Origin of the sequence: Prevotella ihumii (assembly GCF_900155655.1) — a bacterium.
GTDB classification, from domain to species: Bacteria; Bacteroidota; Bacteroidia; order Bacteroidales; family Bacteroidaceae; genus Prevotella; species Prevotella ihumii.
The window spans coordinates 762,854-786,995 of sequence record NZ_LT706987.1; the positions used below are offsets into that span (position 1 = coordinate 762,854).

At 41.7% G+C, this 24,142-nt stretch carries 21 protein-coding genes and 1 pseudogene; 16 read left to right on the forward strand and 6 right to left on the reverse strand.

Annotated features, from left to right (window positions below):
* Positions 1 to 118: 118 nt before the first annotated feature.
* The gene (locus tag CZ367_RS03585; RefSeq protein WP_077195666.1) at positions 119 to 925 is read left to right on the forward strand and encodes a gliding motility protein GldB-related protein; all 807 of its coding nucleotides are present in this window, start codon (positions 119 to 121) and stop codon (positions 923 to 925) included.
* 416 nt (positions 926 to 1,341) lie between these two features.
* Here CZ367_RS03585 and CZ367_RS03590 read toward each other — a convergent pair whose 3' ends face one another.
* On the reverse strand, positions 1,342 to 2,238 hold the full coding sequence (locus tag CZ367_RS03590) for a tRNA modification radical SAM protein MnmL/YtqA (RefSeq protein WP_077195667.1): 897 nt from the start codon (positions 2,236 to 2,238) through the stop codon (positions 1,342 to 1,344).
* A 57-nt stretch (positions 2,239 to 2,295) separates the two neighbouring features.
* Here CZ367_RS03590 and CZ367_RS03595 point away from each other — a divergent pair, with 57 nt between their 5' ends.
* Complete coding sequence (locus tag CZ367_RS03595) at positions 2,296 to 4,491, forward strand: S9 family peptidase (RefSeq protein ID WP_077197346.1); 2,196 nt, start codon at positions 2,296 to 2,298, stop codon at positions 4,489 to 4,491.
* A 258-nt stretch (positions 4,492 to 4,749) separates the two neighbouring features.
* On the opposite strand, the gene CZ367_RS03600 is transcribed toward CZ367_RS03595, so the two are convergent.
* Positions 4,750 to 6,525 carry an oxaloacetate decarboxylase gene (locus CZ367_RS03600; RefSeq protein ID WP_077195668.1) on the reverse strand — a complete coding sequence of 592 codons (1,776 nt, stop codon included), beginning with the start codon at positions 6,523 to 6,525 and terminating at the stop codon, positions 4,750 to 4,752.
* 221 nt (positions 6,526 to 6,746) lie between these two features.
* Between CZ367_RS03600 and CZ367_RS03605 the strand changes: the two genes are divergently transcribed.
* Positions 6,747 to 7,562, forward strand: coding sequence for a hypothetical protein (locus CZ367_RS03605; RefSeq protein WP_077195669.1), 816 nt, complete (start codon positions 6,747 to 6,749; stop codon positions 7,560 to 7,562).
* A 997-nt stretch (positions 7,563 to 8,559) separates the two neighbouring features.
* Here the strand turns inward: CZ367_RS03605 and CZ367_RS14755 are convergent.
* Positions 8,560 to 8,849: pseudogene (locus tag CZ367_RS14755) on the reverse strand (IS1380 family transposase); the annotation flags it as partial.
* Between the two features lie 488 nt (positions 8,850 to 9,337).
* Here CZ367_RS14755 and CZ367_RS03610 point away from each other — a divergent pair.
* From CZ367_RS03610 to CZ367_RS03665, 12 genes are all read left to right on the forward strand, one after another.
* Complete coding sequence (locus CZ367_RS03610; RefSeq protein WP_077195670.1) at positions 9,338 to 9,532, forward strand: aminotransferase; 195 nt, start codon at positions 9,338 to 9,340, stop codon at positions 9,530 to 9,532.
* Positions 9,533 to 9,581: 49 nt separating this feature from the next.
* Positions 9,582 to 11,480: a peptidase associated/transthyretin-like domain-containing protein gene (locus CZ367_RS03615; RefSeq protein ID WP_077195671.1), complete on the forward strand. Its 1,899-nt coding sequence runs from the start codon at positions 9,582 to 9,584 to the stop codon at positions 11,478 to 11,480.
* A 226-nt stretch (positions 11,481 to 11,706) separates the two neighbouring features.
* Positions 11,707 to 12,684: a 6-phosphofructokinase gene (gene pfkA / locus CZ367_RS03620; RefSeq protein ID WP_077195672.1), complete on the forward strand. Its 978-nt coding sequence runs from the start codon at positions 11,707 to 11,709 to the stop codon at positions 12,682 to 12,684.
* A 52-nt stretch (positions 12,685 to 12,736) separates the two neighbouring features.
* Entirely contained in the window at positions 12,737 to 14,263 is a 1,527-nt protein-coding gene (gene atpD / locus CZ367_RS03625) for a F0F1 ATP synthase subunit beta (protein ID WP_077195673.1), read from the forward strand.
* Between the two features lie 28 nt (positions 14,264 to 14,291).
* Positions 14,292 to 14,531, forward strand: coding sequence for an ATP synthase F1 subunit epsilon (gene atpC / locus CZ367_RS03630; RefSeq protein WP_077195674.1), 240 nt, complete (start codon positions 14,292 to 14,294; stop codon positions 14,529 to 14,531).
* A 20-nt stretch (positions 14,532 to 14,551) separates the two neighbouring features.
* Positions 14,552 to 14,968: a hypothetical protein gene (locus CZ367_RS03635; protein WP_237581522.1), complete on the forward strand. Its 417-nt coding sequence runs from the start codon at positions 14,552 to 14,554 to the stop codon at positions 14,966 to 14,968.
* Between the two features lie 9 nt (positions 14,969 to 14,977).
* Complete coding sequence (gene atpB / locus CZ367_RS03640; RefSeq protein WP_077195675.1) at positions 14,978 to 16,084, forward strand: F0F1 ATP synthase subunit A; 1,107 nt, start codon at positions 14,978 to 14,980, stop codon at positions 16,082 to 16,084.
* Between the two features lie 58 nt (positions 16,085 to 16,142).
* Complete coding sequence (gene atpE, locus CZ367_RS03645; protein ID WP_077195676.1) at positions 16,143 to 16,388, forward strand: ATP synthase F0 subunit C; 246 nt, start codon at positions 16,143 to 16,145, stop codon at positions 16,386 to 16,388.
* A 62-nt stretch (positions 16,389 to 16,450) separates the two neighbouring features.
* Entirely contained in the window at positions 16,451 to 16,963 is a 513-nt protein-coding gene (atpF, locus tag CZ367_RS03650) for a F0F1 ATP synthase subunit B (protein WP_077195677.1), read from the forward strand.
* Between the two features lie 8 nt (positions 16,964 to 16,971).
* Positions 16,972 to 17,508, forward strand: a complete 537-nt coding sequence (locus tag CZ367_RS03655) for a F0F1 ATP synthase subunit delta (protein WP_077195678.1) — start codon at positions 16,972 to 16,974, stop codon at positions 17,506 to 17,508.
* 11 nt (positions 17,509 to 17,519) lie between these two features.
* Positions 17,520 to 19,103, forward strand: a complete 1,584-nt coding sequence (gene atpA / locus CZ367_RS03660) for a F0F1 ATP synthase subunit alpha (RefSeq protein ID WP_077195679.1) — start codon at positions 17,520 to 17,522, stop codon at positions 19,101 to 19,103.
* Between the two features lie 11 nt (positions 19,104 to 19,114).
* Positions 19,115 to 20,089, forward strand: coding sequence for a F0F1 ATP synthase subunit gamma (locus CZ367_RS03665; protein WP_077195680.1), 975 nt, complete (start codon positions 19,115 to 19,117; stop codon positions 20,087 to 20,089).
* A gap of 269 nt (positions 20,090 to 20,358) precedes the next feature.
* Here the strand turns inward: CZ367_RS03665 and aroC are convergent, their stop codons facing one another.
* A complete protein-coding gene (gene aroC, locus CZ367_RS03670) occupies positions 20,359 to 21,447 on the reverse strand; it encodes a chorismate synthase (protein ID WP_077195681.1) in 1,089 nt (362 codons plus the stop codon).
* 6 nt (positions 21,448 to 21,453) lie between these two features.
* The gene (locus CZ367_RS03675) at positions 21,454 to 22,053 is read right to left on the reverse strand and encodes an FKBP-type peptidyl-prolyl cis-trans isomerase (protein WP_077195682.1); all 600 of its coding nucleotides are present in this window, start codon (positions 22,051 to 22,053) and stop codon (positions 21,454 to 21,456) included.
* Between the two features lie 314 nt (positions 22,054 to 22,367).
* On the opposite strand from CZ367_RS03675, the gene CZ367_RS03680 reads away from it, so the two are divergent.
* Positions 22,368 to 22,724, forward strand: coding sequence for a hypothetical protein (locus tag CZ367_RS03680; RefSeq protein WP_077195683.1), 357 nt, complete (start codon positions 22,368 to 22,370; stop codon positions 22,722 to 22,724).
* A 28-nt stretch (positions 22,725 to 22,752) separates the two neighbouring features.
* Here the strand turns inward: CZ367_RS03680 and CZ367_RS03685 are convergent, their stop codons facing one another.
* Complete coding sequence (locus CZ367_RS03685) at positions 22,753 to 23,961, reverse strand: transposase (RefSeq protein ID WP_084793476.1); 1,209 nt, start codon at positions 23,959 to 23,961, stop codon at positions 22,753 to 22,755.
* Positions 23,962 to 24,142 lie beyond the last annotated feature (181 nt).

Sequence of the window (24,142 nt, forward strand, 5' to 3'; positions counted from 1 at the left end):
CTAACAACCGATTTGGGTTTAATATATGTGCGTAGAGTTTTAAGTTTTTTAGCAAATAAGTTGGTTGGTTAAATAAATTTTAGTAATTTTGCATTGATAATTAGCTAATTTAAGGTAAGTGAGAAAATTATATTTTATACTCTTTGTACTGACTTTTGTAGTGTCAAGTTGCCAGTTTAAGTTGTCACCCGATAATGCGGATGCCAACAATACAATGCTGACAATTGAACGTTATGACCGTTTGGAGTATCGTTATCTCACTACGGGCGACTTCTCTGCATTGCAACGTATGAATACAGAGTATCCAATGGAGACTCGTACATTGATAGAAGATGTGGTACAGATAGGCAATGCCACTGACCCAGATATTAATACTAAGTTCTTGAAATTTTATCAAGATACTACGCTTCAATCGCTTATCGCATCGGTAGAGTCGGAGTATGCTAATATTGATGACCTTAATAAGCAACTTAATATTGCTTTCCAACATCTGAAACATTCGCTTCCCGATGTGGGAATACCGCGTATCTATGCACAGATTTCAGCTTTAGACCAAAGTATTGTGGTAGGTAATGGGACGGTAGGAATATCGTTAGATAAGTATTTAGGTGAAGACTATCCGCTTTATCAGAAGTATTATTCGCCTATGCAACGCAAGCAGATGACGAAAGAATATATCGTTTCGGACTGCTTATGGTTCTATTTGACAAGCGTTTATCCGCTGAAAGATTCAGATAAACGTCCCCAATTGGAGCGTGATTTACATATGGGAAAGATACAATGGGTAGTAAATCAAGCGTTAAGAAAGAATATTTTCCGTACAAAATATGTGCAAGTTGTGGAGCGTTATATGGCTAAAAATCCACGAATATCGTATGACGAACTACTTAAAACTACCGATTTCTCAAAGTTGGAATTGAGGTAATAACTCGTTAAAAGTATAATTACTTGTGGGCTGAATTCCTTGTTTTGTGTGGAAAAACTCTGAAAGCGACCATTTAACCCAAATCGGTCGTTAGACTTCTTCGAGATTTGCGGGCTAACGACCGATTTGGGTTCAAGGGTGTGTAGGGGCTCGATTTATCGAGTTTCGCTTAACTTATGCTGAGCGGAACTCGATAAGTCGAGCCCCTACATTTTGCAACATACAGCAAATTTGAAATTCCTTTAACCCAAATCGGCCATTAGACCAGTTTAGGTGCTTACTTTATTATTTTTGAAACTTATGAGCTGTCTTTTGTCTTATTTTGGCTTTATTTTACCTATATCTGCAGTCACATAGCCCGCTATGCTCCTTTGATATATGCAAAATAAATCTCAAAATAATCGCAAAATACATTCTCATTCTAACGACCGATTTGGGTTTAACCGATTGTTGAGAAGATTGGTAAACTCATAGTTCTTTAATCCCCATTTGGGAGCAATGAGTAAGTCGGCAGGACTTTGTGATACAAAACGCTCCAAGACGAGGTCGGAACGTAGTAGGCGGATATATTGGCATATCAAATCTATGTATTCTTCTACTGAATAGAGGTGAAAAGGCTCTTTATCATATAGTTGTGCGAGCTTTGTACCTTTTATGATTTGGAGTTGATGTATTTTTAAAATAGTGAGTGGGAGCGAAGATATAATAGGGGCTTGTCGGAGGCTTTCGGCTGCATCTTCGCCTGGCAGACCTATAATGATGTGTCCGCCTACGTATATGCCACGCTTAGCAGTTTCTTCCACTGCCCACTGTGTGCAAGCAAAATTGTGTCCACGATTGATCAACTCTAATGTCTTATCATTGCAACTCTCAATACCATATTCCACAATGAGAAAGGTACGGTGGCTTAATGCTTCAAAATAATCTAACAACTCTTCGTTTACACAGTCGGGACGTGTACCGATGGCGAGTCCTACAACATCTTTAACAGCGAGTGCTTCCTCATATAAGGCTTTGAGATGGTCTACAGAGTCGTATGTATTGGTGTACGATTGGAAGTAAGCCAAGTACTTCATATCCGTATATTTTTTCTCAAAAAAGCGTTTACCGTCCTCTAATTGCTGAGTGACGGTTTTTTTATGGTCGCAATAAGTAGGGTTAAAAGTTCTGTTATCGCAGAATATACAGCCCCCTTTTCCTATTCTCCCATCACGATTAGGACACGAAAAGCCCGCATCAATAGATATTTTTTGCACTCGATAAGGAAACTTTTGCCGTATCCAAGTACCGAAATCATTATAGTATTGTTCCATTCTTTTGCAAATGTACTTATTATTTTGTACTTTTGTTCCATAAACCAAAATGAAATTATGAAAAAGATTCTACTAACTTGTGCTGCACTGCTTGTATCATCTGTGCAAGTCCTTGCAGGTGAGCCTCTTTTACTAAAAGAGATGACGAGCAATGCGTTTGCAGCTAAAACCATTTCTGGTATCAACCCATTGAAGGGTACATCAGACTATGCGCAAATATCTACAGACTGGAAACGAATAGTAACCTACTCGTTTGTAACAGGTAAAGAGACAGGCGTACTCTTTGATATTAACGCAACTAAAGGAGCTACCATTAAGGCATTTGATGGTTATGAAATTTCTAATGATGGACAGTTTATCCTCATTCAAACAGCTACTGAACGCATTTATCGCCGTTCATTAAAGGCCGATTTTTATCTTTATAATGTAAAAGATAAATCGTTGAAGAAACTGTCTAATGGAGGTAAACTGCAAATTCCAACTTTCTCGCCTAATGGTAAATACATTGCTTTTGTGCGTGACAATAACATCTTTATTACAGATGGAACTACTGAAAAGCAAATTACCACAGATGGAAAGTTTAATGAAGTAATCAACGGACTTCCAGATTGGGTAAACGAAGAAGAATTTGGCTTTAACAATGCTTTAGCGTGGGGTGCTGACAGCAAAACATTGAGTTGGATACGCTACGATGAGTCTAAGGTTAAAACTTACACAATGCAGATTTTTAAAGGTGCAAAGCCTACTAAATCTGAATACGAGATTTATCCTGGCGAATACGCTTACAAGTATCCAAAGGCTGGAGAAGACAATGCAAAGGTGTCAGTGTGGTCGTACTCGTTAGAAAACGAAAAGACTTTAAATTATAATTTGCCATTGGCTGCCGATGGCTATATACCTCGTGTAAAGTCAACACGCTTTGCCGACCGCATTATTATCTATACAATGAATCGCCATCAAGACGAGTTGAGCCTTTATAAAGCCAATCCTACAACGGGTGAATGCAGCCTCTTGATAAAGGAGAACGCAAACAAATATGTTAAGGAGGAAGCAATGGGAAACATCAGCATAATGAATGATTACATTCTCTTCCCATCTGACCGTGACGGCTTTATGCACCTTTATCTTTATACCATTGATGGTAAATTGGTAAAACAGATAGAAAAAGGAAAATACGATGTGTTAGACGTGTATGGCTATGATGAAAAGACTGGCAAAACCTATTTCCAGGCCGCAGCTAAGACTCCAATGCAACGTGAGGTGTATGTAGCTGACAAGAATGGTAAAGTGAGCTGCCTTACTCCAAAAGATGGTTGGAACATCGGTATATTTTCAGGCGATTACAAATACTTCCTTAACAATTGGAGCGACCGCAATACGCCTAACTCATACGCCATCTACGATAACAAAGGCAAATTGGTGCGTGAAGTATTCAACAATGATAAACTCATAGCGAAGCTTGATAAGTATAATCTTCCTAAACGTGAATTCTTTAAGTTTACTACTTCTGAAGGAGTGGAACTCAATGGCTGGATGGTGAAACCTGTCAACTTCGATGCAAATAAGAAATACCCTGTTGTATTCTTCCAATATAGTGGTCCTGGTAGCCAACAGGTAGTAGACCGTTGGGCATTAGGCTCTATGGGTAGCGGAGGTATATACGAATGTTATCTTACACAACAAGGATTTATCGTAGCTGTTGTAGATGGACGTGGAACAGGTGCACGTGGTTCAGAGTTCGAGAAGTGTACCTATCTTCGCCTTGGCGACCTTGAAAGCAAAGACCAAGTTGAGGCAGCTCTTTGGATGCAAAAGCAGCCATACGCCGATGCCGACCATATAGGTATTTGGGGTTGGAGCTTCGGTGGATTTAACACATTGATGAGTCTTAGCGAAGGGCGAAATGCCTTTGCAGCAGGTGTTTCAGTAGCTCCTCCAACCAATTGGCGTTATTACGACTCTGTGTATACCGAACGTTACATGCGTACACCACAAGAAAATCCTGATGGCTATGCTGTAAATCCTATCGAACGAGTAAAGAATATGAATGGAAAACTTCTCATCTGTCACGGTATTGCAGACGATAATGTTCACATTCAGAATGTTTGCGAATACTCTGAAGCATTGGTTCAAGCAGATAAAGATTTCCGTGAACTGTATTACACCAACCGCAACCACGGCATTTTTGGCGGAAATACTCGCAACCACCTCTTCCGTCAAATCACCGATTGGTTTGTACAGAATTTGAAGTAAAATATTCTTAGAATAAGTTTTTATTATACGTTTACGCCCCCTTATTGCACTCAAACAATGAGGGGGCGTATCTGTTTGTAAGTATTGGGTTTAATTTGGGTGTGTTAAGTTTGGGTTTTACGACTGACCCAATAAAAAGACTACAAGTGCCTAAAGATAAGGAATAGAGAGAAGCACAAACAAATTACTCGCAATTGGTTAGTAAGACTTCTACTATTACCAATTGCGAGTATTTTTTTACTTTTAAGCCGTTACTGCTTATGCTTCGCTGCGCTGAATATATGCTATCACATCGCCCTTATTTACTTTAGAGCCCTGTTTGCCATTGATTTCTACCAACTGGCCACCAAGAGCTGCAGGCACTTCTACAAACTCACCCCAAGGAGCTTGTATATAACAGAGCTTGTCGCCTTCGGCATATTCCTTGCCAATGAATGGTTCGGTAGCTGCAACAGCTTCACCATCGCCTTGGAATTCCCAGAAAATTTGACCCTTAACAGGGGCTACAATAGCGTCAGCCTTTGCGTGTTTGAACGCTGTAGCTTCCTCAATGCTTATTGATGCGCCAAGTTTAGCGTCCTTAGCTTTCTGCAAATCGGCAAGGAAGTTCTTCTTTGCCTGACCGCTCTTATAATTACGATACTGTTCTGGGTGCATAGCAAGTTCGAAGAGTTCTTCGTCATCTTGTCCATATTCCCAACCATTTTCGTCCATCTCTTTACGGAAGTCGTCCAAAGCATTAGGAATTAATGTATGTGGGTCGGCAGTTGTAAACTCAAGACCTTTCTCTTTAGCCAATGCAACAATCTCTGGTGCAATCTCGCCCGGTACTTTACCGCTCTTACCAAGTATCATTCCCCACATAGAATCGTCCATCATTACGAAACGACCTTTACCTTGCTCGATAGTAAGGAGGTTCATCAAGGCAATGTTCTTTGTATATTGTGAGAATGGAGTTACCAATGGAGGATAACCTACACGTGGCCATACGTATGCTACTTCATCAAAGAGCTTTATCAACATATCGTCTAACGAGAGTTCTGCCTCGCCCTTCTTCTTGCGAAGATTGTTAATTGTAGCGTGAATACCGCCAAGATCGGCCATCATAGAGCCCATCATACCGCCAGGAAGACCACAGCCAAGGAGCAAAGAACTACTTATTTTGTTCTTAGGATTGATGAAATAGCCGAGCCACTCATCAATAAACTCTTGTGTCATAGCGCGTGCCTTCATATAGGCGTCCATATTGATTTCAGGAACATCGAAGCCTGCATTCTTCAACATACTCTGTACAGAGATAAGGTCTGGGTGAACCATACCCCAAGACAATGGTTCGATAGCCACATCAAGAATATCTGCACCATTCTTTGCCACTTCCAACATAGAAGCCATAGAAAGACCCGGACCAGAGTGACCATGGTATTCGATAACAATATTAGGGTGCTTGTCCTTAATCATCTTTGTGAGCTGACCCAAGAAAGCTGGTTGGCCGATACCTGCCATATCCTTCAAGCAGATTTCTTCTGCACCTGCTTCAATCTCTTCATCTGCCAACTTGCAGTAATATTCCAATGTGTGAATAGGCGAAGTAGTAATACAAAGGGCTGCCTGTGGTATCATTCCTGCCTCTTTTGCCCACTTGATAGATGGCGCAATGTTACGAATATCATTCAAACCGTCAAAGATACGTGGAATATCTACACCTTGAGCGTGCTTCACCTTGTACATCAATGCACGTACATCATCAGGCACAGGATACATACGCAATGCATTCAAACCACGATCCAACATATGAGTCTGAATACCAGCCTCGTGTAATATCTTTGTATAAGCGCGTACTGAGTCGTTTGGATTTTCGCCAGCGAGAAGGTTTACTTGCTCAAATGCACCACCATTGGTTTCTACACGAGCAAAACAGCCCATCTCTACAAACACTGGAGCAATGCGTTCTAACTGGTCTTTACGTGGCTGAAACTTTCCTGAACTTTGCCACATATCTCTATAAATGAGACTAAACTTAATTTTTTTTCCCATATTTTGTATTCTTGTTTACGAACTGTAGTCGATAGAAATTCATCATTTCGACCGTGCAAAATTAGACAAAAAAAATCAAAATTCGACTGATAGACAATATTTTTTACAATAATTGTTTATCTTTGCAGTGGTTTTACCAATATATTTGCACACAACACAAATAGTGTGTAAGTTTTTATTGTGTGCGTTTACATTATATATAAGATACGATTGATAGAAATATGAAAAAATTACATCTCTTTATTGGATTGATGATGGCATTAACCATTGTTTCGTGCTACAACGATATGGCTGTGGGCGACCAAGGTGCTATTTACGAATCTACAAAGTTGCAAGGCGACATAACAAGGTATGGATTGGCGTGCGATGGCTGTTCCGACTCGGTTATCGTATTCTTACCCAGCGAGGGGGGCGACCCTGTAAAATACAACATTGTAAGGGCGATGAACCGTCAAAAGGTATTTGGCGATATAGAGATTGGCGATGAGCTGGCTGTAATTGTCAATCCGAACGACAAGAACGAGGCGATTATGGTGTTCAACTTAGAGCAAATGAAAGGTACATGGACTTTCCAAGTTGTACCAAAACTAAAGCCAAGCAACATCAAAACCGAAGAACAGATACTTGCCTCTATGTCCGACTCGCTCAAGAAAGCATTGTTCTTACCTCGCGAATACGGCTTCACGCTAAAAAGCTACAACCAAGCGTCGCCCGTAGGATACATTATGAAAGCCAACTCGTTAGCGGACGAAAGCCCTGTGGAATACCCTAAAGTTACCATCTATACAGGTTGGAGAATTTATAACGGTTGGTTATACATCTTTAAAGATACGCTTGACGAAGAGGGCAAACGTATCCCCAACCATCTTGTAGGCCACGACGATGGCATTATGGTGCATCTGTCTGCCGACTCAATGGCAGCTAAGTTTGGTAAAAAGATTATGAAATACCACCGCAAAAAGAATGCCATAGAAGCCAATAGAGAAGCTCAAGAGGCTGAAAAGAAGGCATCACAGAAAGATACCCTTAAATTATAGGCTGGTTCTGTAAATTAGCTTTGTTAGATTTTGAGCTTATTTTTGAGGTCAAAATGCAAGAGCGTGAAGGAGTGTAGCGAGCTACACGACTGAGCGAACTTACATTTTGAACCAAAAAGAAGCCAAAAGATAACAAAACGTATTTCATAAAATTTAATGACTATATGCGGTGGTAATTTATAGAACCAGCCTATAATAAGGTGAAAAAGGAGTTAGAACCATACACTGCTTATGGCTAACTCCTTTTTTCATCTCCTCCCTCGCTCTATTCGTTCGTCATACGTTATTAGCAACACAACAAATAATGTGCCAAACTAAACCTTGAAAAACATCATATTAACACTTAAAATCGCAAAACACAACCCTTCCGTATTTCCTATTATAAGTTCCAAAACACCTTTGTTCATTTTTTAAAAGGTCAAAGTTCAACGCTTGCCACCTCAAACATATATGTTTTATCCTCCCAAAGTTGAACTTTGGCATTACCATAGTTCAACTTTCACCTTCCCCAATATCAACAAAACGTTCATTTCTTATCCGTTTCTTCCGTTTTATCAATCTATCTTTCCAACACTTAGGCACTATATTTTTGCACACTCCTGTTCTGCTCTATTGTTTCTCACTATTAATCAACAACTTACACTTGCACACGCATTTATACCACTTTTCTGCATCAATCTCGTTTCAGACGCATATATGCAAAATATAAAGCATCGATTTAACAACCAAAGACGTTAAAACAGAAAAACAGAAAGATTTAAACGAGATTTAGCATTCAAAAGAATTTTTAAACCCAAATCGGTCGTTAGACTTCTTCGAGATTTGCGAGCTTATTTTGAGCTTATTTTGTGATTTATTTTGCATATATCAAAGGAGCATAGCGGGCTATGTAACTGCAGATATAGGCAAAATAAAGCCAAAATAAGGAAAAAAGACATCTCATAAGTTTCGGTAAATAGATAGACAAGCCCTAACTGGTCTAATAACCGATTTGGGATAAAGTATTGAGCGTGTCAGCCGTATTGAAATCGTAGGTCTTGCCCATATCTGATGTGTATGAAATGTTTTTCTTGCGTCAACTCCTTTATCGCACTGAGGATAGTATCAGAGCTACAAGTGCGAAGTGTGGGATGAAGCGAGAGGTGGTTCATCAAATGAGTAGTGACATCCTGTGGTACATAAACCGCCATAGCGGTAGACACTCATGAGAGAACGGATGATTTCGCTGTACTGATAACCTAACGATCTACACCTTAGACCGAGGGTTGAGTCGACTACAGATGACAATGTGTGATGCTTGATTTTGCGTTTTTTTTCTGAAATTTTCCTCCTTTTTCTTGTGAATTATCAAAAATATATGTACCTTTGCACAGAACTATAACTGTCGGAGAATGAGCAAATTAGTAACTATAACCCACCCACAACGGCTTAGCAACAAAGCGCAAGGATGTTGTGCTGCCCGAAGAAATTCATCTTTCTTCGCCACTTTTAACGTGGATTATTTGGTACATTCAAATAATTTGCTAACACACACACACACACACACACACACACACACACACATTTAGACGTACCGACCGTCTATCACCTCTTATTTTCGTTCATGTACGCACGCGTGAAGCGTTGCGTCACATCCACTTAGAAAAGGTATGCCGCAAAGTACCTCTTCCGTTTGCGCATACCCGTTTCCCCACATCAATATCCTAAAATTATACCTTGCCCGGTTCTAAATATAGAGAGTTTTATAAACATAAAAAAATTAAAAGACAGGAAAAATGAAAAAAAAGTATCAAATTCCAATTATTAATGCCATCTCCATAAAAGTGGAGAGCCACTTGCTTGACGCTACCGTAACGACCACCGACCCCAAAGACGGTGGAGACCCCACAGGAGGTAATGGCGGAGATCCAAATCCGTTTAAACCATCTAAAGCCAAGGCTGGACTGTTTGACGTAGAAGAAGATTTTTAAGATGTGGCAATAACCACACTAAGTAACAAACTTTGAAAAAACAAATGCAATGAATACAAAAATGAAATGGTTTACGGCAGTCAGCTGCGCAATCGTAGCACTGTCCGTTTGTACAGCATGTCAAGATGATGACATAAACCAACAACCAACAGACCCTGCAACCAACGTGCACACATATCGCATCGTGGCAGATGTGGATGCCGCACCTGACGGAAAAGGCACACGTGCTTTGACGGAAGATGAAGACAACCTTATTCGCTCGAATTGGCTGCAGAACGACAAAATGATAGCCTATTGCCTGAAGGACAATAACAGTAGCAATGAAGCACAGTACAACTTGCTCCAGAACGCTACTGAAGGAAAAAGAAGCAAGTTCGATGGTACGTTCAAAGCTGTGAACGCTATCACCACCAATGATGAAATTTGTTTCTTCTATCCTGGGGCTGCATCGGCAGGCAGTGATGCCACTATTAACTCGACTATGAGGTTCACTGGCGATGGACAGAAAAATCCTTTGGTTTACTACGAACGACAAAAAACGATTAAGCAAACAGTAGAGCTGAACCTCACTGAGCAGGACGGTACAGCCAAAACCATCGGTGAGAAGTTCGACTATCAATGGGCGAAAGTCAAACCTGCTGCTGTTAACGGTAATGACGTAAAGGTTAGATGGGTCAAAATGCAGCGACTGATTGCCATTTGGGGACTTCGATTTGCCAGCAAGGACGACGGTATTCTGAAAAACATCGACCAGGTTTACATCTCTGGCATAAAGTCACTCGACGTGCTCGACCTTGGTACGGGTAAGTTCGTTGATGATAATACCAACGAAGAGAACGACAATATCGTACTCAAGCCTGCCAATAATGGCAAACTCACCTCTGCTGATGGTAAATATACTTACGCTGCTATACTGCCAGGCAAATATGACAAAGTGCTAATTACTGTCTATGTGGGCGACAAATGCTATGCACGCGAATATACAAATGTCAATTTAGAGGCAGACAAAGTGTACCATTCCGATGTTATCTATATGGATCAGGTGAATCCCCATCCATACGTAGAAGTACAAGGTGTGAAATGGGCGACGGGTAACTTTATCCACTATGGCCAGGAAGGTTCAGGCAAAGACTACTGGGGCATTGCTCCAACACAATGGTGGATATCGCAATATGATATGACAGATTCAAAGATACAAACTACTTCTCAATTCACAGAAGGAGATATTGAATCAGACCCTAACGACCTCGATCTATTCCGCTTTGGTGATATAGACAAAGCAACGACATTAAAACACAACAATTGTAAAACAGGTGTTGTAGAGATATGCAAGAAATTTTGGAAGCGTGGAGGACCTTTAGGCGGTCAACAGGTCGAGATGACGGAAACTGAAATGGAAAATAGTCCTAATCTTGCAGCCTGGGGTGATATTGTATGGTATCATACGAAAAAAGATAATCAGAAATACCGTATGCCTACAAGAGCCGATTACGAAAAACTATACAAATTTGCAAATGCGATACCTGCATATTGCGTAGCTCCTACAGGCAAGCATATTTATGGTGCATTCTTTTATACCAACCCAGGTGCTAGAGCTCGCACGAAGAAATTCCCCACCAGGCCCAATACCTTGTATAAATATAATAACGTCACAGCACTGGTTCGTGCCAACAAAGGACTTTTCTTACCCTTCGCAGGAAGAAGAAGAGACAATGAGAGCAAAATTGGGTTCCGAAACCTTAAAGGTGGTAAAGTTGCTTATGCCCAATACATGTCTTCAACGGTAATTACCTCACCATTGTCCCAAGATTTTTTCTTCGGTACCAATGAGTGGAATTTATCAGGAAACGGAGTTACTCAAGCCAAGAGCATTCGTCCAGTATGGGATGAGTCGAGTAGCAAAACAGAGCTCAATCCTGTTTATCCAGCATTCAAGAATATTCACTAAATCAAAGGCTTGACGGCTGATGACAGAAAGTTCACTGTGCATCAGACAAAGAACATAATGCCTGCCTCTCCGGACAGCGACCATGGTGGTTGTCAATGGAAAGGCAGGCTTTTTTAGGAAAATTAATTAGAAATATATTGAAAAAATTTCAGTCACGGCTTGATTTATTAATGTTTATTTATTAACTTTGTACCGAAAATTTAAGAACTAAGGAAAAGACAAAGCTATGGCTAAGATAAAAACGATTGGTATTCTTACTTCGGGCGGTGATGCTCCAGGAATGAATGCGGCAATACGAGCAGTGACGAGAGCAGGTATATATAATGGCTTCTCTATCAAAGCCGTTTATCGAGGCTACGATGGCTTAATATCAGGGGATATTAAGCCGTTTACAACTGAGAATGTTAGTGGAATTATAGGACAAGGCGGAACCATTCTGAAGACTGCACGTTCGACAGCGTTTGCAACAGAGGAAGGGAGGCAGAAGGCTTACGACAATCTCATAAAAGAGGGCATTGATGCGCTCGTGGTGATTGGTGGTAATGGCTCGCTCACAGGGGCAATGACCTTTGCGCAAGAGTATGATTTCTGTTGTATCGGACTTCCTGGCACTATCGACAACGACTTGTATGGCACCGATAATACCATCGGTTACGACACGACGATGAACACCATTATGGAAAGTGTGGATAGAATAAGAGACACAGCGCAAAGTCACGAACGTATTTTCTTTATAGAAGTAATGGGACGTGACGCAGGTTTCTTAGCACAAAACTCGGCAATAGCAAGTGGTGCAGAAGCAGCCATTATTCCTGAAGACTCTACCGATGTAGACCAATTAGCACGATTTATGGAACGTGGTGTACGCAAGTCGAAAAAGAGTTGTATCGTTATTGTATCTGAAAGTCCTAAATGCGGTGCTATTTATTATGCTGACCGTGTGCGCAAAGAATTTCCCGATTTTGATGTTCGCGTCTCTATCTTAGGTCACCTCCAACGTGGAGGACGTCCCTCTGCTCGCGATAGGATTTTGGCAAGCAGAACAGGAGTGGGCGCAATAGAAGCCATACTTCAAGGGCAAAGAAATATTATGATAGGTGTGAGAAACAACGAGGTGGTATATGTACCGCTGTCTGAAGCCATTCGCTCGGATAAGCCTTTCGACAAGAAACTTATCAAAGTGTTGGACGAGTTGAGCATCTAAATCGTATTTTGAATAACATAGAAAGTAAAAATATAAAATAATATAAAGCATTATGTCACAGATAAATGGACGTATTTCCCAAATTATTGGTCCAGTAATTGACGTCTACTTTGATGTTCAAGGACAAGACCCTGAAAAGGTTTTGCCTAAGATTTTTGATGCGCTTCGTGTTAAGCGTCCTAATGGTCAGGACTTGATTATCGAAGTGCAACAGCACATTGGTGAAGATACAGTACGTTGTGTAGCTATGGATAACACCGAGGGCTTACAACGCGACTTGGTAGTTGAAGTTACGGGTAGCCCTATTGTGATGCCAGCAGGCGAACAAATTAAAGGTCGTATGCTCAACGTAATTGGCGCACCTATTGATGGTATGGAAACCCTCAGTATGGAAGGGGCATATCCTATCCACCGTGAAGCTCCTAAGTTTGAAGAACTTTCTAACAAAAAGGAGATGTTGGCAACTGGTATCAAGGTAATCGACTTGCTTGAGCCTTATATGAAAGGTGGTAAGATTGGTTTGTTTGGTGGTGCTGGTGTAGGTAAGACCGTATTGATTATGGAGCTTATCAACAACATCGCTAAGGGGCACAACGGTTACTCTGTATTTGCAGGTGTTGGCGAACGTACGCGTGAGGGTAACGACTTGATTCGAGATATGTTGGAGTCAGGCGTAATTCGCTATGGCGAAAAGTTTAACAAAGCTATGGAAGAAGGCAAGTGGGACTTGTCTTTGATAGATAAAGAAGAGCTGAAGAAGTCGCAAGCTACACTTGTATATGGTCAGATGAACGAACCTCCTGGGGCACGTGCGTCTGTGGCACTTTCGGGACTTACTGTTGCTGAAGAGTTCCGCGACCACGGTGGCAAGGACGGTGAAGCAGCTGATATTATGTTCTTTATCGACAACATCTTCCGTTTTACACAGGCAGGTTCCGAGGTTTCGGCACTTTTGGGTCGTATGCCTTCAGCGGTAGGTTATCAACCTACTTTGGCAAGCGAAATGGGTGCTATGCAAGAGCGTATTACTTCTACAAAGAAGGGTTCTATTACTTCTGTACAGGCTGTATATGTGCCTGCAGACGACTTGACCGACCCTGCTCCTGCTACAACCTTTACCCACTTGGACGCAACAACCGAGTTGAGCCGTAAGATCACAGAGCTTGGTATTTACCCTGCTGTAGACCCATTGGGTAGTACTTCACGTATTCTTGACCCATTGGTTGTAGGTAAAGAACACTACGAATGTGCGCAACGTGTAAAGCAGTTGTTGCAGCATTATAACGAGTTGCAGGATATTATCGCTATCTTGGGTATGGACGAATTATCTGACGAAGATAAGTTGGTAGTAAACCGTGCACGCCGTGTACAACGTTTCTTATCGCAGCCATTTACTGTTGCTGAGCAGTTTACAGGTATTCCTGGCGTAATGGTGCCAATCGAAGATACCATCAAGGGCTTCAACGCTATCTTGAATGGTGAGGTGGACGACCTTCCTGAACAGGCGTTCCTCAATGTAGGTACTATCGAAGATGCTAAAGCAAAGGCTAAGAAACTTCTTGAGGCTGCTCAAGGATAAAGTTTTATAACATTTAATTTAGTATTTGATGTTAAGTCTAAAAGTAATTTCACCAGAAAAAGTCCTTTTCACAGGAGAAGTAGAGAACGTGCTTGTACCTGGAGAGGTAGGTGAATTTGAAATACTCACTAATCACGCTCCCATCATTTCAACATTGACTGATGGGAGAGTGGTTTACACAGTGAATGGAGAGAAGAAGACCTTACAAATTCTTGGTGGCTTCGTAGAAGTACAAAAGAATGAAGTAATTCTTTGTGTGGAAATGTAATATATATACCCCCTTGAACGATGGATATATTGGACATTGAGGCAATAGAGCGAAAGTATAATAAAATTAGTATTTGGCTGATAAGTGGTCTCACATTGGGTGGTCTGCTCTTAGCTCAAGCCTTAGTTCATACAAACTTCATTACCCCATTGATTATCAGTGCTGTTGTATTTTCTATTCTCAATTCGCTTTATGGCAAAAGTTGGAAGGCAATAGCAATAAAGTTGCCTAATGTTTTGGGCAAGTTTTATTTGATAGGGTCAATGGTAAGAATGTTTGCAACGCTAACAGCCATCGTTGTTGGAGTATTGATTTACAGAGAGAATAAAGAAATGACCATAGCTTACGTGGCTGTGTTTGTTGTTTTCTATCTCGTAACACTTGTGTTCGATAGTGTTTATTTCTTCCAAGTAGAAAAGAATAATAAAAATAAATAATAAGAAGATATGAAATATTTCAAGCAACTGCTCTGTACTTTGTTGCTATTAATGGCGTTCGTTCCTGCAATGGGACGCGATATGTCGAAGAAGGCAACTGTGGATATAGAGGAGATTTTGTGGGGTCATATCAAAGATTCTTATGAATGGCATATCACTGATGTAGGCACTGAAGGCAATATGCACCCTGTGGTTATCAACCTTCCTGTTATTGTGAAGTCGTCTACAGGTTGGCATATCTTTAGCAGTGGCGAATTTGCCCATCACGCTGAAGGCGACCGACCAGGACCTTACTCCCTCGTGATAAAGAGTGCTAAGGACAAAGCACATCCTAACCAGATTGTAGAGAAGATTGGCAATACAGAAGTTCGACCACTCGATATTTCAATAACAAAAACCGTTATGGTATTGTTTATCAACGCCATCATCTTGCTGCTTGCTATCCTTATTCCTGCTCGTTGGTGCAAGAAGCATAAGCCACAAGACCCTGCTCCAAAGGGTTTTACAGGATTGATGCATATGTTCATTATGAACGTACACGATGATGTTATTCAACCTTGTTTGCGTGAAGACACACCAAAGTATGCACCTTGGTTGCTTACTTGTTTCTTCTTCATTTTCTTTGCAAACTTGATGGGGCTTGTACCCTTCCCTCCAGGTGGTGGAAACTTGACAGGTAACATTGCTTGTACGTGCTTCTTGGGTGTAAGTACATTCTTGATTACCAACTTTACAGGTACAAAAGAATATTGGAAAGAAATCTTTTGGCCAGCTGTACCTGTATGGATGAAGTGTCCAGTGCCATTGATGCCTTTTATCGAATTGTTCGGCATCTTCACCAAACCTTTGGCATTGATTATCCGTCTCTTCGCTAATATCTTGGCTGGTCACGCTATTGCTTTGGCTTTCGCTGCAATTATCTTCATTATGTTTGGTATTGCTAACAGCGCAATGGTCAACTATATGGCAGGAACAGGTATGAGCATCGTAAGTGTGGCAATGAGCGTCTTTATGCTTATATTGGAAGTTTTGGTAAGCTATATCCAAGCTTTGGTGTTCACAATGTTGAGTGCAGTGTTCATTTCGCAAGCTCACGTGAAGCATCACGAAGGATAAAAAATAAAAATAGAGTAAACAAATTAAATATTAATAATAAACTAAAGATTAAAAGATTATGTTATCATCATTATTATTAGCAGATGTTGCTATTGCAAAGTTAGGTGCTGCATTTGGCGCAGGTTTGGCAGCTATTGGCGCAGGTCTTGGTATTGGACGTATCGGTGGTCAGGCAATGGATGCTATGGCACGCCAGCCAGAAAAGATCGGTGACCTTCGTTCTTCAATGATTATTGCTGCAGCTTTGATTGAAGGTGTTGCCTTCTTCGCAGTAATTGTTGCAATCCTTGCAATCGTAATGTAATTGGGAATAGTGCAAAGCACTGATTGTTTCCCATTAATTTAAAGTAAGAACAAAACCAGCGTATGGATTTATTGATTCCCAGTAGTGGACTTCTTTTTTGGATGACGCTTGTCTTCCTTATCGTCTTTTTCATCTTACGAAAGTATGGTTTCCCAGTTATCGTAAAGATGGTAAACGAGCGTAAGGAGTATATAGATGAGAGTCTTCGAAAGGCTTGTGAAGCCAATGAAAAGTTGTCTAATATTCAGAAAGAAGGTGAATCCATCATGCAGCAGACACGTGAGCAGCAGGCTCAACTCTTGAGTGAAGCAACTGCTACACGTGATGCCATCGTAGAGAAAGCGCAAGATAAAGCACGTCAGGAAGCTGCACGTATGATGTCGGATGCTAAGATTGAGATTGAAGCTGAAAAGCAAAATGCAGTCAAAGGTATTCGCGAACAAGTAGCTGAAATGAGTGTACAAGTAGCTGAAAAGATACTTCGTCAGCACTTATCAAGCGATGAAAAGCAGATGGAATTAATTAGTCGTTTGCTGGATAATGTTTCTTCTCCTGAAAGCAATGTAAGTAAATAAAGAAGAATATGGATATAGGTGTAATATCTGTTCGCTATGGTCGTGCACTCCTTAAAGGAGCTACTGCACAACAGGTAGAGAACGAAATCTATGAAGAAGTGCAGACTTTGCTTGCAAGTTATATGCAAGTACCTGAATTGCGTTTCACAATAGACAATCCTATGCTCCAACGAAACAAGAAACAAGAAATTCTTGAAGTGGCTTGTGGCGGAAACGTTAGCGAGCTAATGAAGAATTTCATTGCACTTGTTTTGAACGAGGGGCGCGAAGGTATCTTGCTCTTTATTGCGAACTCTTACATCTCTCTTTATAGGAAGCAGAAGAATATTATTCAAGGTAAATTAACAACTGCCGTACCTGTAACACCTCAAATTGAGGAAAAAATGAAAGCAATGGTACAAGCCAACGCAAAGGGTACTGTAGAATTCAATGCAAAGGTAGACCCAGACATCATTGGTGGGTTCATCCTTGAGTATGATACATATAGAATGGATGCTAGCGTGAAGACAAAATTAAACAATGTCCTCACACAGTTAAAGAAATAATTAGAAATCAAATGTCAGATAAAATAAAACCAAGTGAAGTGTCTGAAGTCCTTTTGAAGACACTTCAAGGTATCAATGCAGAAGAGAAGTTCGACGAAGTAGGCACTGTACTGACTATCAGTGACGGTGTGGCTCGTGTGTATGGACTTCGCAATGCTGAGGCCAACGAACTTCTTGAGTTCGAAAATGGTACAATGGCGATTGTGATGAACCTTGAGGAGGACAATGTTGGTTGTATTCTTCTTGGTCCGACTGCTGGCATCAAGGAAGGACAGAGTGTGAAGCGTACACACCGTATTGCTTCTATTCGTGTCAATGACAACTTCTTAGGACGTGTTGTCAATCCTCTCGGTCAAGCAATTGATGGTAAGGGTGATATTGATTTGTCAGGCGCATTCGAAATGCCATTGGACCGCAAAGCACCTGGTGTTATCTATCGTCAGCCAGTAAAGGAACCATTGCAGACTGGTCTTAAGGGTGTAGACTCTATGATTCCAATCGGTCGTGGACAACGTGAGTTGATTATCGGTGACCGTCAGACAGGTAAAACTGCTATTGCGGTAGACACAATTGTCAATCAGAAGAGTTTTTATGAGCAAGGCAAGCCTGTATATTGTATATACGTTGCCATTGGGCAAAAGGCTTCTACGGTTGCCAACCTTGTGCAGACATTGAAGGATCACGGCGCATTGCCTTACACAATTATTGTGAGTGCTACTGCTGCCGACCCAGCTGCTATGCAGTATTATGCTCCGTTTGCGGGTGCTGCTATCGGTGAATACTTCCGCGATCGTGGCTACTCAGCTTTGGTAGTATATGATGACTTGTCAAAGCAGGCTGTGGCTTATCGTGAAGTATCGTTGATTCTTCGTCGTCCTTCAGGTCGTGAAGCTTATCCTGGTGACGTGTTCTATTTGCACTCACGTCTTTTGGAGCGTGCTGCTCGTATCAATGACCAGCAAGAAATTGCTGAACAGATGAACGACCTCCCAGAATGTATGAAGGGACACGTTCGTGGTGGTGGCTCGCTTACAGCTTTGCCTATCATTGAAACTCAAGCAGGCGACGTTTCGGCTTACATCCCTACCAACGTAATTTCAATTACCGATGGTCAGATTTATTTGGAGAGCAACCTCTTCAACCAAGGTTTCCGTCCAGCTATCAACGTAGGTATCTCGGTATCTCGTGTGGGTGGTTCGGCGCAAGTTAAGAGTATGAAAAAAGTAGCAGGTACTTTGAAGATTGATATGGCTCAGTATCGTGAGTTGGAAGCCTTTTCAAAGTTCTCTTCAGATATGGATAAGGTAACTGCAATGACTTTGGACAGAGGTCGTAAGAACAATCAGCTCTTAATTCAGCCTCAATACAGTCCAATGCCAGTAGGCGAACAGATTGCTATTCTTTATTGTGGTGTACACGGCTTGATGAGCAATGTTCCTGTTGAGCAGATCCGTGAATGCCAAGATATGTTCCTCGAAAGTATGCGCAATGCCCACAAGGATGTTATCGATAATCTTACAGCAGGTAAGTTGCTCGACGAGGATGTAAAAGTGATAGAAGATGTAATGGCTAACATAGCCGCACAATTTAAATAAGATAATTTGCAATGCCATCTTTAAAAGAAATTAAAACTCGAATTGCCAGCGTAAATAACACTCGTAAGATTACAAGTGCTATGAAAATGGTGGCATCGAGTAAGCTACACCACGCTCAGGTAGCCATCGAAAATATGCTGCCTTACGAGAATATGCTTGAACACATCTTAAAGACATTCCTCGTAGCAACACCCGATGCGGATACTCCGTTCGATGTTGAGCGTCCTGTAAAACGTGTAGCACTCTTGGTGTTTTCGTCAAATAGTTCGCTTTGCGGTGGTTTCAATGGTAACATCATCAAGACATTCCAAAATGTCGTAAACGATTACTTGGAACAAGGTATCGCAAAGGAAAACATTATTGTTTATCCTATTGGACGAAAGATTGCAGAGAAGGTGGCAAAGATGGGACTTCAGGCGGCTGGCACATTTCCAGAATTGGCTGATAAGCCTAATTCGGAAACGTGTCGAAAGATTGCAGCTGAGATAGAAAAGTTGTGGTTAGACGAGCAGATTGATAAGGTGGAAATGATTTACCACCACTTCAAGAGTGCTGGTACACAAATTCTTACTCGCAAAACCTACTTGCCTATCGACTTAGAGGAAGAACTCAATGCTGACAAAGAGCGTGACCTCTCTTCTAATATCGTAACCAAGAAAGCGCAAGAGTATCTCAAAACACACGGAAAGGATTCTTCAAAGAAAGAGAATGAAGTGGTGCTCCCACTTAACGACAACTTCCTTGTAGAACCTGACCTCAAGACAGTCTTAACTTCATTAGTTCCAAAGCTTCTCCACTTGATGGTTTATACTGCTTTGTTGGACAGCAATGCGTCTGAACACGCTGCTCGTATGGTGGCTATGCAGACTGCTACTGACAACGCCGATGAACTGCTCCGTGGTTTGAACTTGGAATACAACAAGTCCCGTCAGGCTGCTATTACTTCTGAATTGTTGGATATTGTGGGCGGTTCGGTTAACAATTAATCAACCCTCCATCTAAGTTATAAAAACTCTTGGCTATTCATAGTCAAGAGTTTTTTTATGGCAAAAATTTAACCCAAAAGGGTGGGGGATATAAAAAATTTGAGAGCGATCTTTCTGACCGCTCTCAACCAACACAAAAACTAAACTAGACTTAACTAAACGTTTTGAACGATTTTTCGCAAATGATTCTCAAACGTGATGCAAAAGTACTACTTTTTTTTGGAACTCTTTTATTATTTCATAAAATATTCATTATCGTGCGAGATATTTTACTTTTTTTCTGCATTATAGATCAATAAAGCGTCTAAAACAATAATTGCAGCCATTGCTTCTACTATAGGAACGGCACGTGGCAGTACACAAGGGTCGTGTCGTCCGCGTACATCTATGGTCGATTTTTTGCCGTCTATATCTACTGTCTGTTGTTCCATAAGGAGGGTTGCAACGGGCTTGAAAGCTACTCTGAAATATATATCTTCGCCATTGCTAATGCCGCCCTGTATGCCCCCACTATGGTTGGTTTCGGTTTTTATACCTTGGTTGTTTGAATTGCTAACTTGTGCAAAGCGGTCGTTTTGTTCGCTGCCACGCCAAGCACTACCGCCAAAACCTTCCCCATACTCAAATCCTTTAACGGCATTGATGCTCAACATTGCTGCACCCAATTGGGCGTGTAGCTTGCCAAATTCGGGTTCGCCCACACCTACAGGGCAACCTTTTATCACACAGGTGATAACACCGCCAATGGTGTCGCCTTCGCTTTTTACCTCCTCTATAAGTGCTTCCATACGTTGGGCGGTAGCCTTGTCGGGGCAGCGAACAAGCGATTGTTCTGTTTGCGAGAGGTCGTACTGCTTGTAGTCGTTGCTTAAAGCTATGTTACCAACTTGAGAAGTGAACCCCTGAATGGTAATGTTGTAACGTTGCAGCACCATTTTTGCCAATGCGCCAGCTACGACACGTGCCAACGTGATGCGCGCTGAGGCTCGTCCGCCACCTCGGTGGTCGCGTATGCCATACTTTTTATAATAGGTATAGTCAGCGTGTGAAGGTCGAAAAATATTTTTGATGTTGTCGTAATCTTTCGACTGCTGATTGCGATTGCGCACAATAAATCCGATAGGAGCGCCTGTAGATTGGCCTTCAAATACACCGCTAAGCAGTTCCACCTCGTCGGTTTCATTGCGACTTGTAGTAATACGACTTTGTCCAGGGCGACGGCGATTGAGTTCGTGTTGTATAAAATCGAGGTCGATGGTTATGCCTGCAGGCATACCATCGACAACTCCACCTATGGCTGGACCGTGGCTTTCGCCAAAGGTAGTCAATCTAAAAAGTGTTCCTATCGTGTTGGGCATTGCTTATTAGTCTTTATGACATCCGCATTCACCGTGTTTGTGTCCTTCACTGCCACAACCGCAGGTTTCACCGTCGCCATTGCCACAGCTACAACCGCCACTGCAGTGGTGTGCGTTCATTTGTTCAAAGAAAGTACGTACTTCCTCTTCAGTAGCTTCACGACTTTCAAGAATTTCTACCTTGAACTTCAATTCCTTACCTGCCAATGGGTGGTTGAGGTCAACTTTAACCTTGTCGTCAGATATTTCGAGCACCTTACCCATAAAGCGATTGCCTTCTTCGTTTTGCAATGGTATGGTGGCACCAACAAATACGTTTTCTGCATCGAATGTTCCTTCAGGCGAGAATAAAGCTTTGTCTAAGTCAAGCACATTCTCAGGAATGAAGAGACCGTATGCTTGTTCCTTGGTGAGATTGAACTCCAACTTTTCGCCAGCAGTAGCGTTAATAACCTTTTCTTCGAACGCAGGTATGGTCATTTCGCAGCCTGTATAGAAAGTCAATGGGCGTGCGTCCTCTGTCTTTTCTACAAATTCTTCTACACCATCTAAAATGCTATGAAGTTCATAGCCTACTGAAATAAATTTATATGTTTTATTTTCCATCTTTTATTTTAATTACAAAATTGTTGATAATGTTGCAAAGATACTATTTTATAATGAGATAAGGGAGCAATAGAACAAGTTTTTTACCAAGCTGAACGAATTATAGCATATTAACGTTGTGCAACTGATTTGTATCAAATAGATTGATGATTGTCAAAAAATAGCTGCTTGAACAGTGTAAAAACGAATTTTGCTTTACAGAATGTAAATCTTTGCTTACTTTTGCATTCGAATTCAGATAACAAGTATTTAGGATAACAACCGTAGAGCACAACCACACTCTACATTAGATTTTAAGAAAGGAAACAAATTTTATGAAGAAGATTGTAATGACCGTTTTAGCGGCAATGAGTTTTTCGTTGGTATCAGCCAATATAGAAAATAATAATGGTGTAGCAAAGCGTGAGTACCAGTTTGCTATTAGTACTTATGCTATCAGTAGAGCACTCAATCTCAGTACAGAACAAATAGATGAAGTGAAGCGAGTAAATGGTGTTTTTGCAGCAGAAATGATGCGTGCAGAACGTGCGGATGCTGCAAAGAAAGGGGAGAAAATAGAAAAGGCTATGCGTAAAGCAATGCGAAGTATGCGTGAAATATTGGATAGAGACCAATATCTAAACTTTGTAAAGTATCTTGAACTCACGCTAAGTAATCGTGGCTTGAAATAAGGTATATGGGGTGCTTAATTAGGGTCTGCTAATTTATTTCTTTCATGCAACCTTGTGGTGTGGGTAATACAGCCTCTATGCTGTCAAAAATGCTCATAATTCTCTTTTGGAAGGTCTTCAAGCTCGATTTTTCGAAAATGAGACAAAGAAGTCCCCTTAGGAACTTCATGATGTTCTTAGCGAAGAAGCAAGCTCCTATCCAAGTGTCAGCCGTTTGGTCAAGTTTCGCTCGGATGCCGTTGGCTCGGTAAACTCTCTTGGTCGTTCCAAATGTGCCTTCTATCTCATTTTGCTCACCGATGGCTCTCTTCTTGTCCTCTGCGTGTGTGACGTTCTCTTCCTTGGGAGATCTGCCTAATGGACGGTTGTAGCAATTGACATGGCAGGACTTGATGTGATTCCTGTTCTCCTTCCCCAGATGGATCTTGTCGGCCTGAATCTCCTTGGGCAGCATACCGAAACGCTTTTTGTAGAGTTCCAACTGCATGCCGAGGTCGGATGATTCGTTATAGGCATCCCAGCTGACATGGTCCACGTAGGTGTAACCGCTCACGATGCTGGCACCGATTTTCGCACCGAACTCAACCGTGCCCTTCGCCTTGCCCCTGACAATGGGACGGAGATGCGGCTGGTAGATGCTGATGATGCGGTCGGCACATCTGCGGACGTTCTGCTCGAACATCATTTTTTGCTGTTCATACATCTTGAACGCAGCCTGAAGACAATTGTAGTCATGGCGGCTGAAGCAAGCAAGAAGTGTGCTTGACTGTTTGCCCAGGAAATTAAGAAACAGCTGGAAGTCTGCCTGCAGGCATCGTATCTGGATCAGTTTTGTCTTGTCAATGAGTTTCTTTCCCTTGCGTTTCTTCTTAATCAGCCCGATGAAGGCCTGGCGGGCTTCCGCGAGGTGGGTCTGCGGTTTCTTCACCTTGTGGCGTGCGCAGAACTTGTCAAGCAGGCGGTCTATCAGCCTGTTGCCGTCCTCCAACAGGTTGGAATCCGTTGGATAGCGTACCTCGGCGTCGCAGCATGTGGCGTCAATCTTCATCGTCCCGCCGTGGTCGTTGCCGTCCTCGTCGGTATGTTCCTTCTTCGGCTTGTTCCCGTCTGTTTCCGCCAGCATCAGGGTTAGCATGTTGAAGAAGTTATGGTCGAGTCGCTTGCGGACAAGGACGAACAACTCTGGAACGAATACCGGCTTTTCCGTAAACTTCTCAAGCCCAAGCAGGTACTGCATATAGGGGTTCTCCTGAATGGCTTGAACCCAAATCGCTCGTTAGACTTCTTCGAGATTTGCGAGCTTATTTTGAGCTATTTTTGGTTGTTTTTGAAGACGTTTAGCGAGCTAAACAACTGAAAAAAACAAACGAAAAGAGCCAAAATAAGGTGTAAAGACGAAGAAAAGCATAACATCTAAA

Bases quoted from the DNA above. Each gene is read 5' to 3' on its own strand.
- CZ367_RS03615 (WP_077195671.1), top strand. From the start codon at position 9,582: ATGAATACAAAAATGAAATGGTTTACGGCAGTCAGCTGCGCAATCGTA.
- CZ367_RS03605 (WP_077195669.1), top strand. From the start codon at position 6,747: ATGAAAAAATTACATCTCTTTATTGGATTGATGATGGCATTAACCATT.
- CZ367_RS03655 (WP_077195678.1), top strand. From the start codon at position 16,972: ATGGATATAGGTGTAATATCTGTTCGCTATGGTCGTGCACTCCTTAAA.
- atpB (WP_077195675.1), top strand. From the start codon at position 14,978: ATGAAATATTTCAAGCAACTGCTCTGTACTTTGTTGCTATTAATGGCG.
- aroC (WP_077195681.1), bottom strand. From the start codon at position 21,447: ATGCCCAACACGATAGGAACACTTTTTAGATTGACTACCTTTGGCGAA.
- CZ367_RS03635 (WP_237581522.1), top strand. From the start codon at position 14,552: ATGGATATATTGGACATTGAGGCAATAGAGCGAAAGTATAATAAAATT.
- CZ367_RS03610 (WP_077195670.1), top strand. From the start codon at position 9,338: ATGAAAAAAAAGTATCAAATTCCAATTATTAATGCCATCTCCATAAAA.
- CZ367_RS03590 (WP_077195667.1), bottom strand. From the start codon at position 2,238: ATGGAACAATACTATAATGATTTCGGTACTTGGATACGGCAAAAGTTT.
- pfkA (WP_077195672.1), top strand. From the start codon at position 11,707: ATGGCTAAGATAAAAACGATTGGTATTCTTACTTCGGGCGGTGATGCT.
- CZ367_RS03685 (WP_084793476.1), bottom strand. From the start codon at position 23,961: ATGCAGTACCTGCTTGGGCTTGAGAAGTTTACGGAAAAGCCGGTATTC.
- atpC (WP_077195674.1), top strand. From the start codon at position 14,292: ATGTTAAGTCTAAAAGTAATTTCACCAGAAAAAGTCCTTTTCACAGGA.
- atpF (WP_077195677.1), top strand. From the start codon at position 16,451: ATGGATTTATTGATTCCCAGTAGTGGACTTCTTTTTTGGATGACGCTT.
- CZ367_RS03600 (WP_077195668.1), bottom strand. From the start codon at position 6,525: ATGGGAAAAAAAATTAAGTTTAGTCTCATTTATAGAGATATGTGGCAA.
- atpA (WP_077195679.1), top strand. From the start codon at position 17,520: ATGTCAGATAAAATAAAACCAAGTGAAGTGTCTGAAGTCCTTTTGAAG.
- CZ367_RS03675 (WP_077195682.1), bottom strand. From the start codon at position 22,053: ATGGAAAATAAAACATATAAATTTATTTCAGTAGGCTATGAACTTCAT.
- CZ367_RS03595 (WP_077197346.1), top strand. From the start codon at position 2,296: ATGAAAAAGATTCTACTAACTTGTGCTGCACTGCTTGTATCATCTGTG.
- CZ367_RS03680 (WP_077195683.1), top strand. From the start codon at position 22,368: ATGAAGAAGATTGTAATGACCGTTTTAGCGGCAATGAGTTTTTCGTTG.
- atpE (WP_077195676.1), top strand. From the start codon at position 16,143: ATGTTATCATCATTATTATTAGCAGATGTTGCTATTGCAAAGTTAGGT.
- CZ367_RS03665 (WP_077195680.1), top strand. From the start codon at position 19,115: ATGCCATCTTTAAAAGAAATTAAAACTCGAATTGCCAGCGTAAATAAC.
- atpD (WP_077195673.1), top strand. From the start codon at position 12,737: ATGTCACAGATAAATGGACGTATTTCCCAAATTATTGGTCCAGTAATT.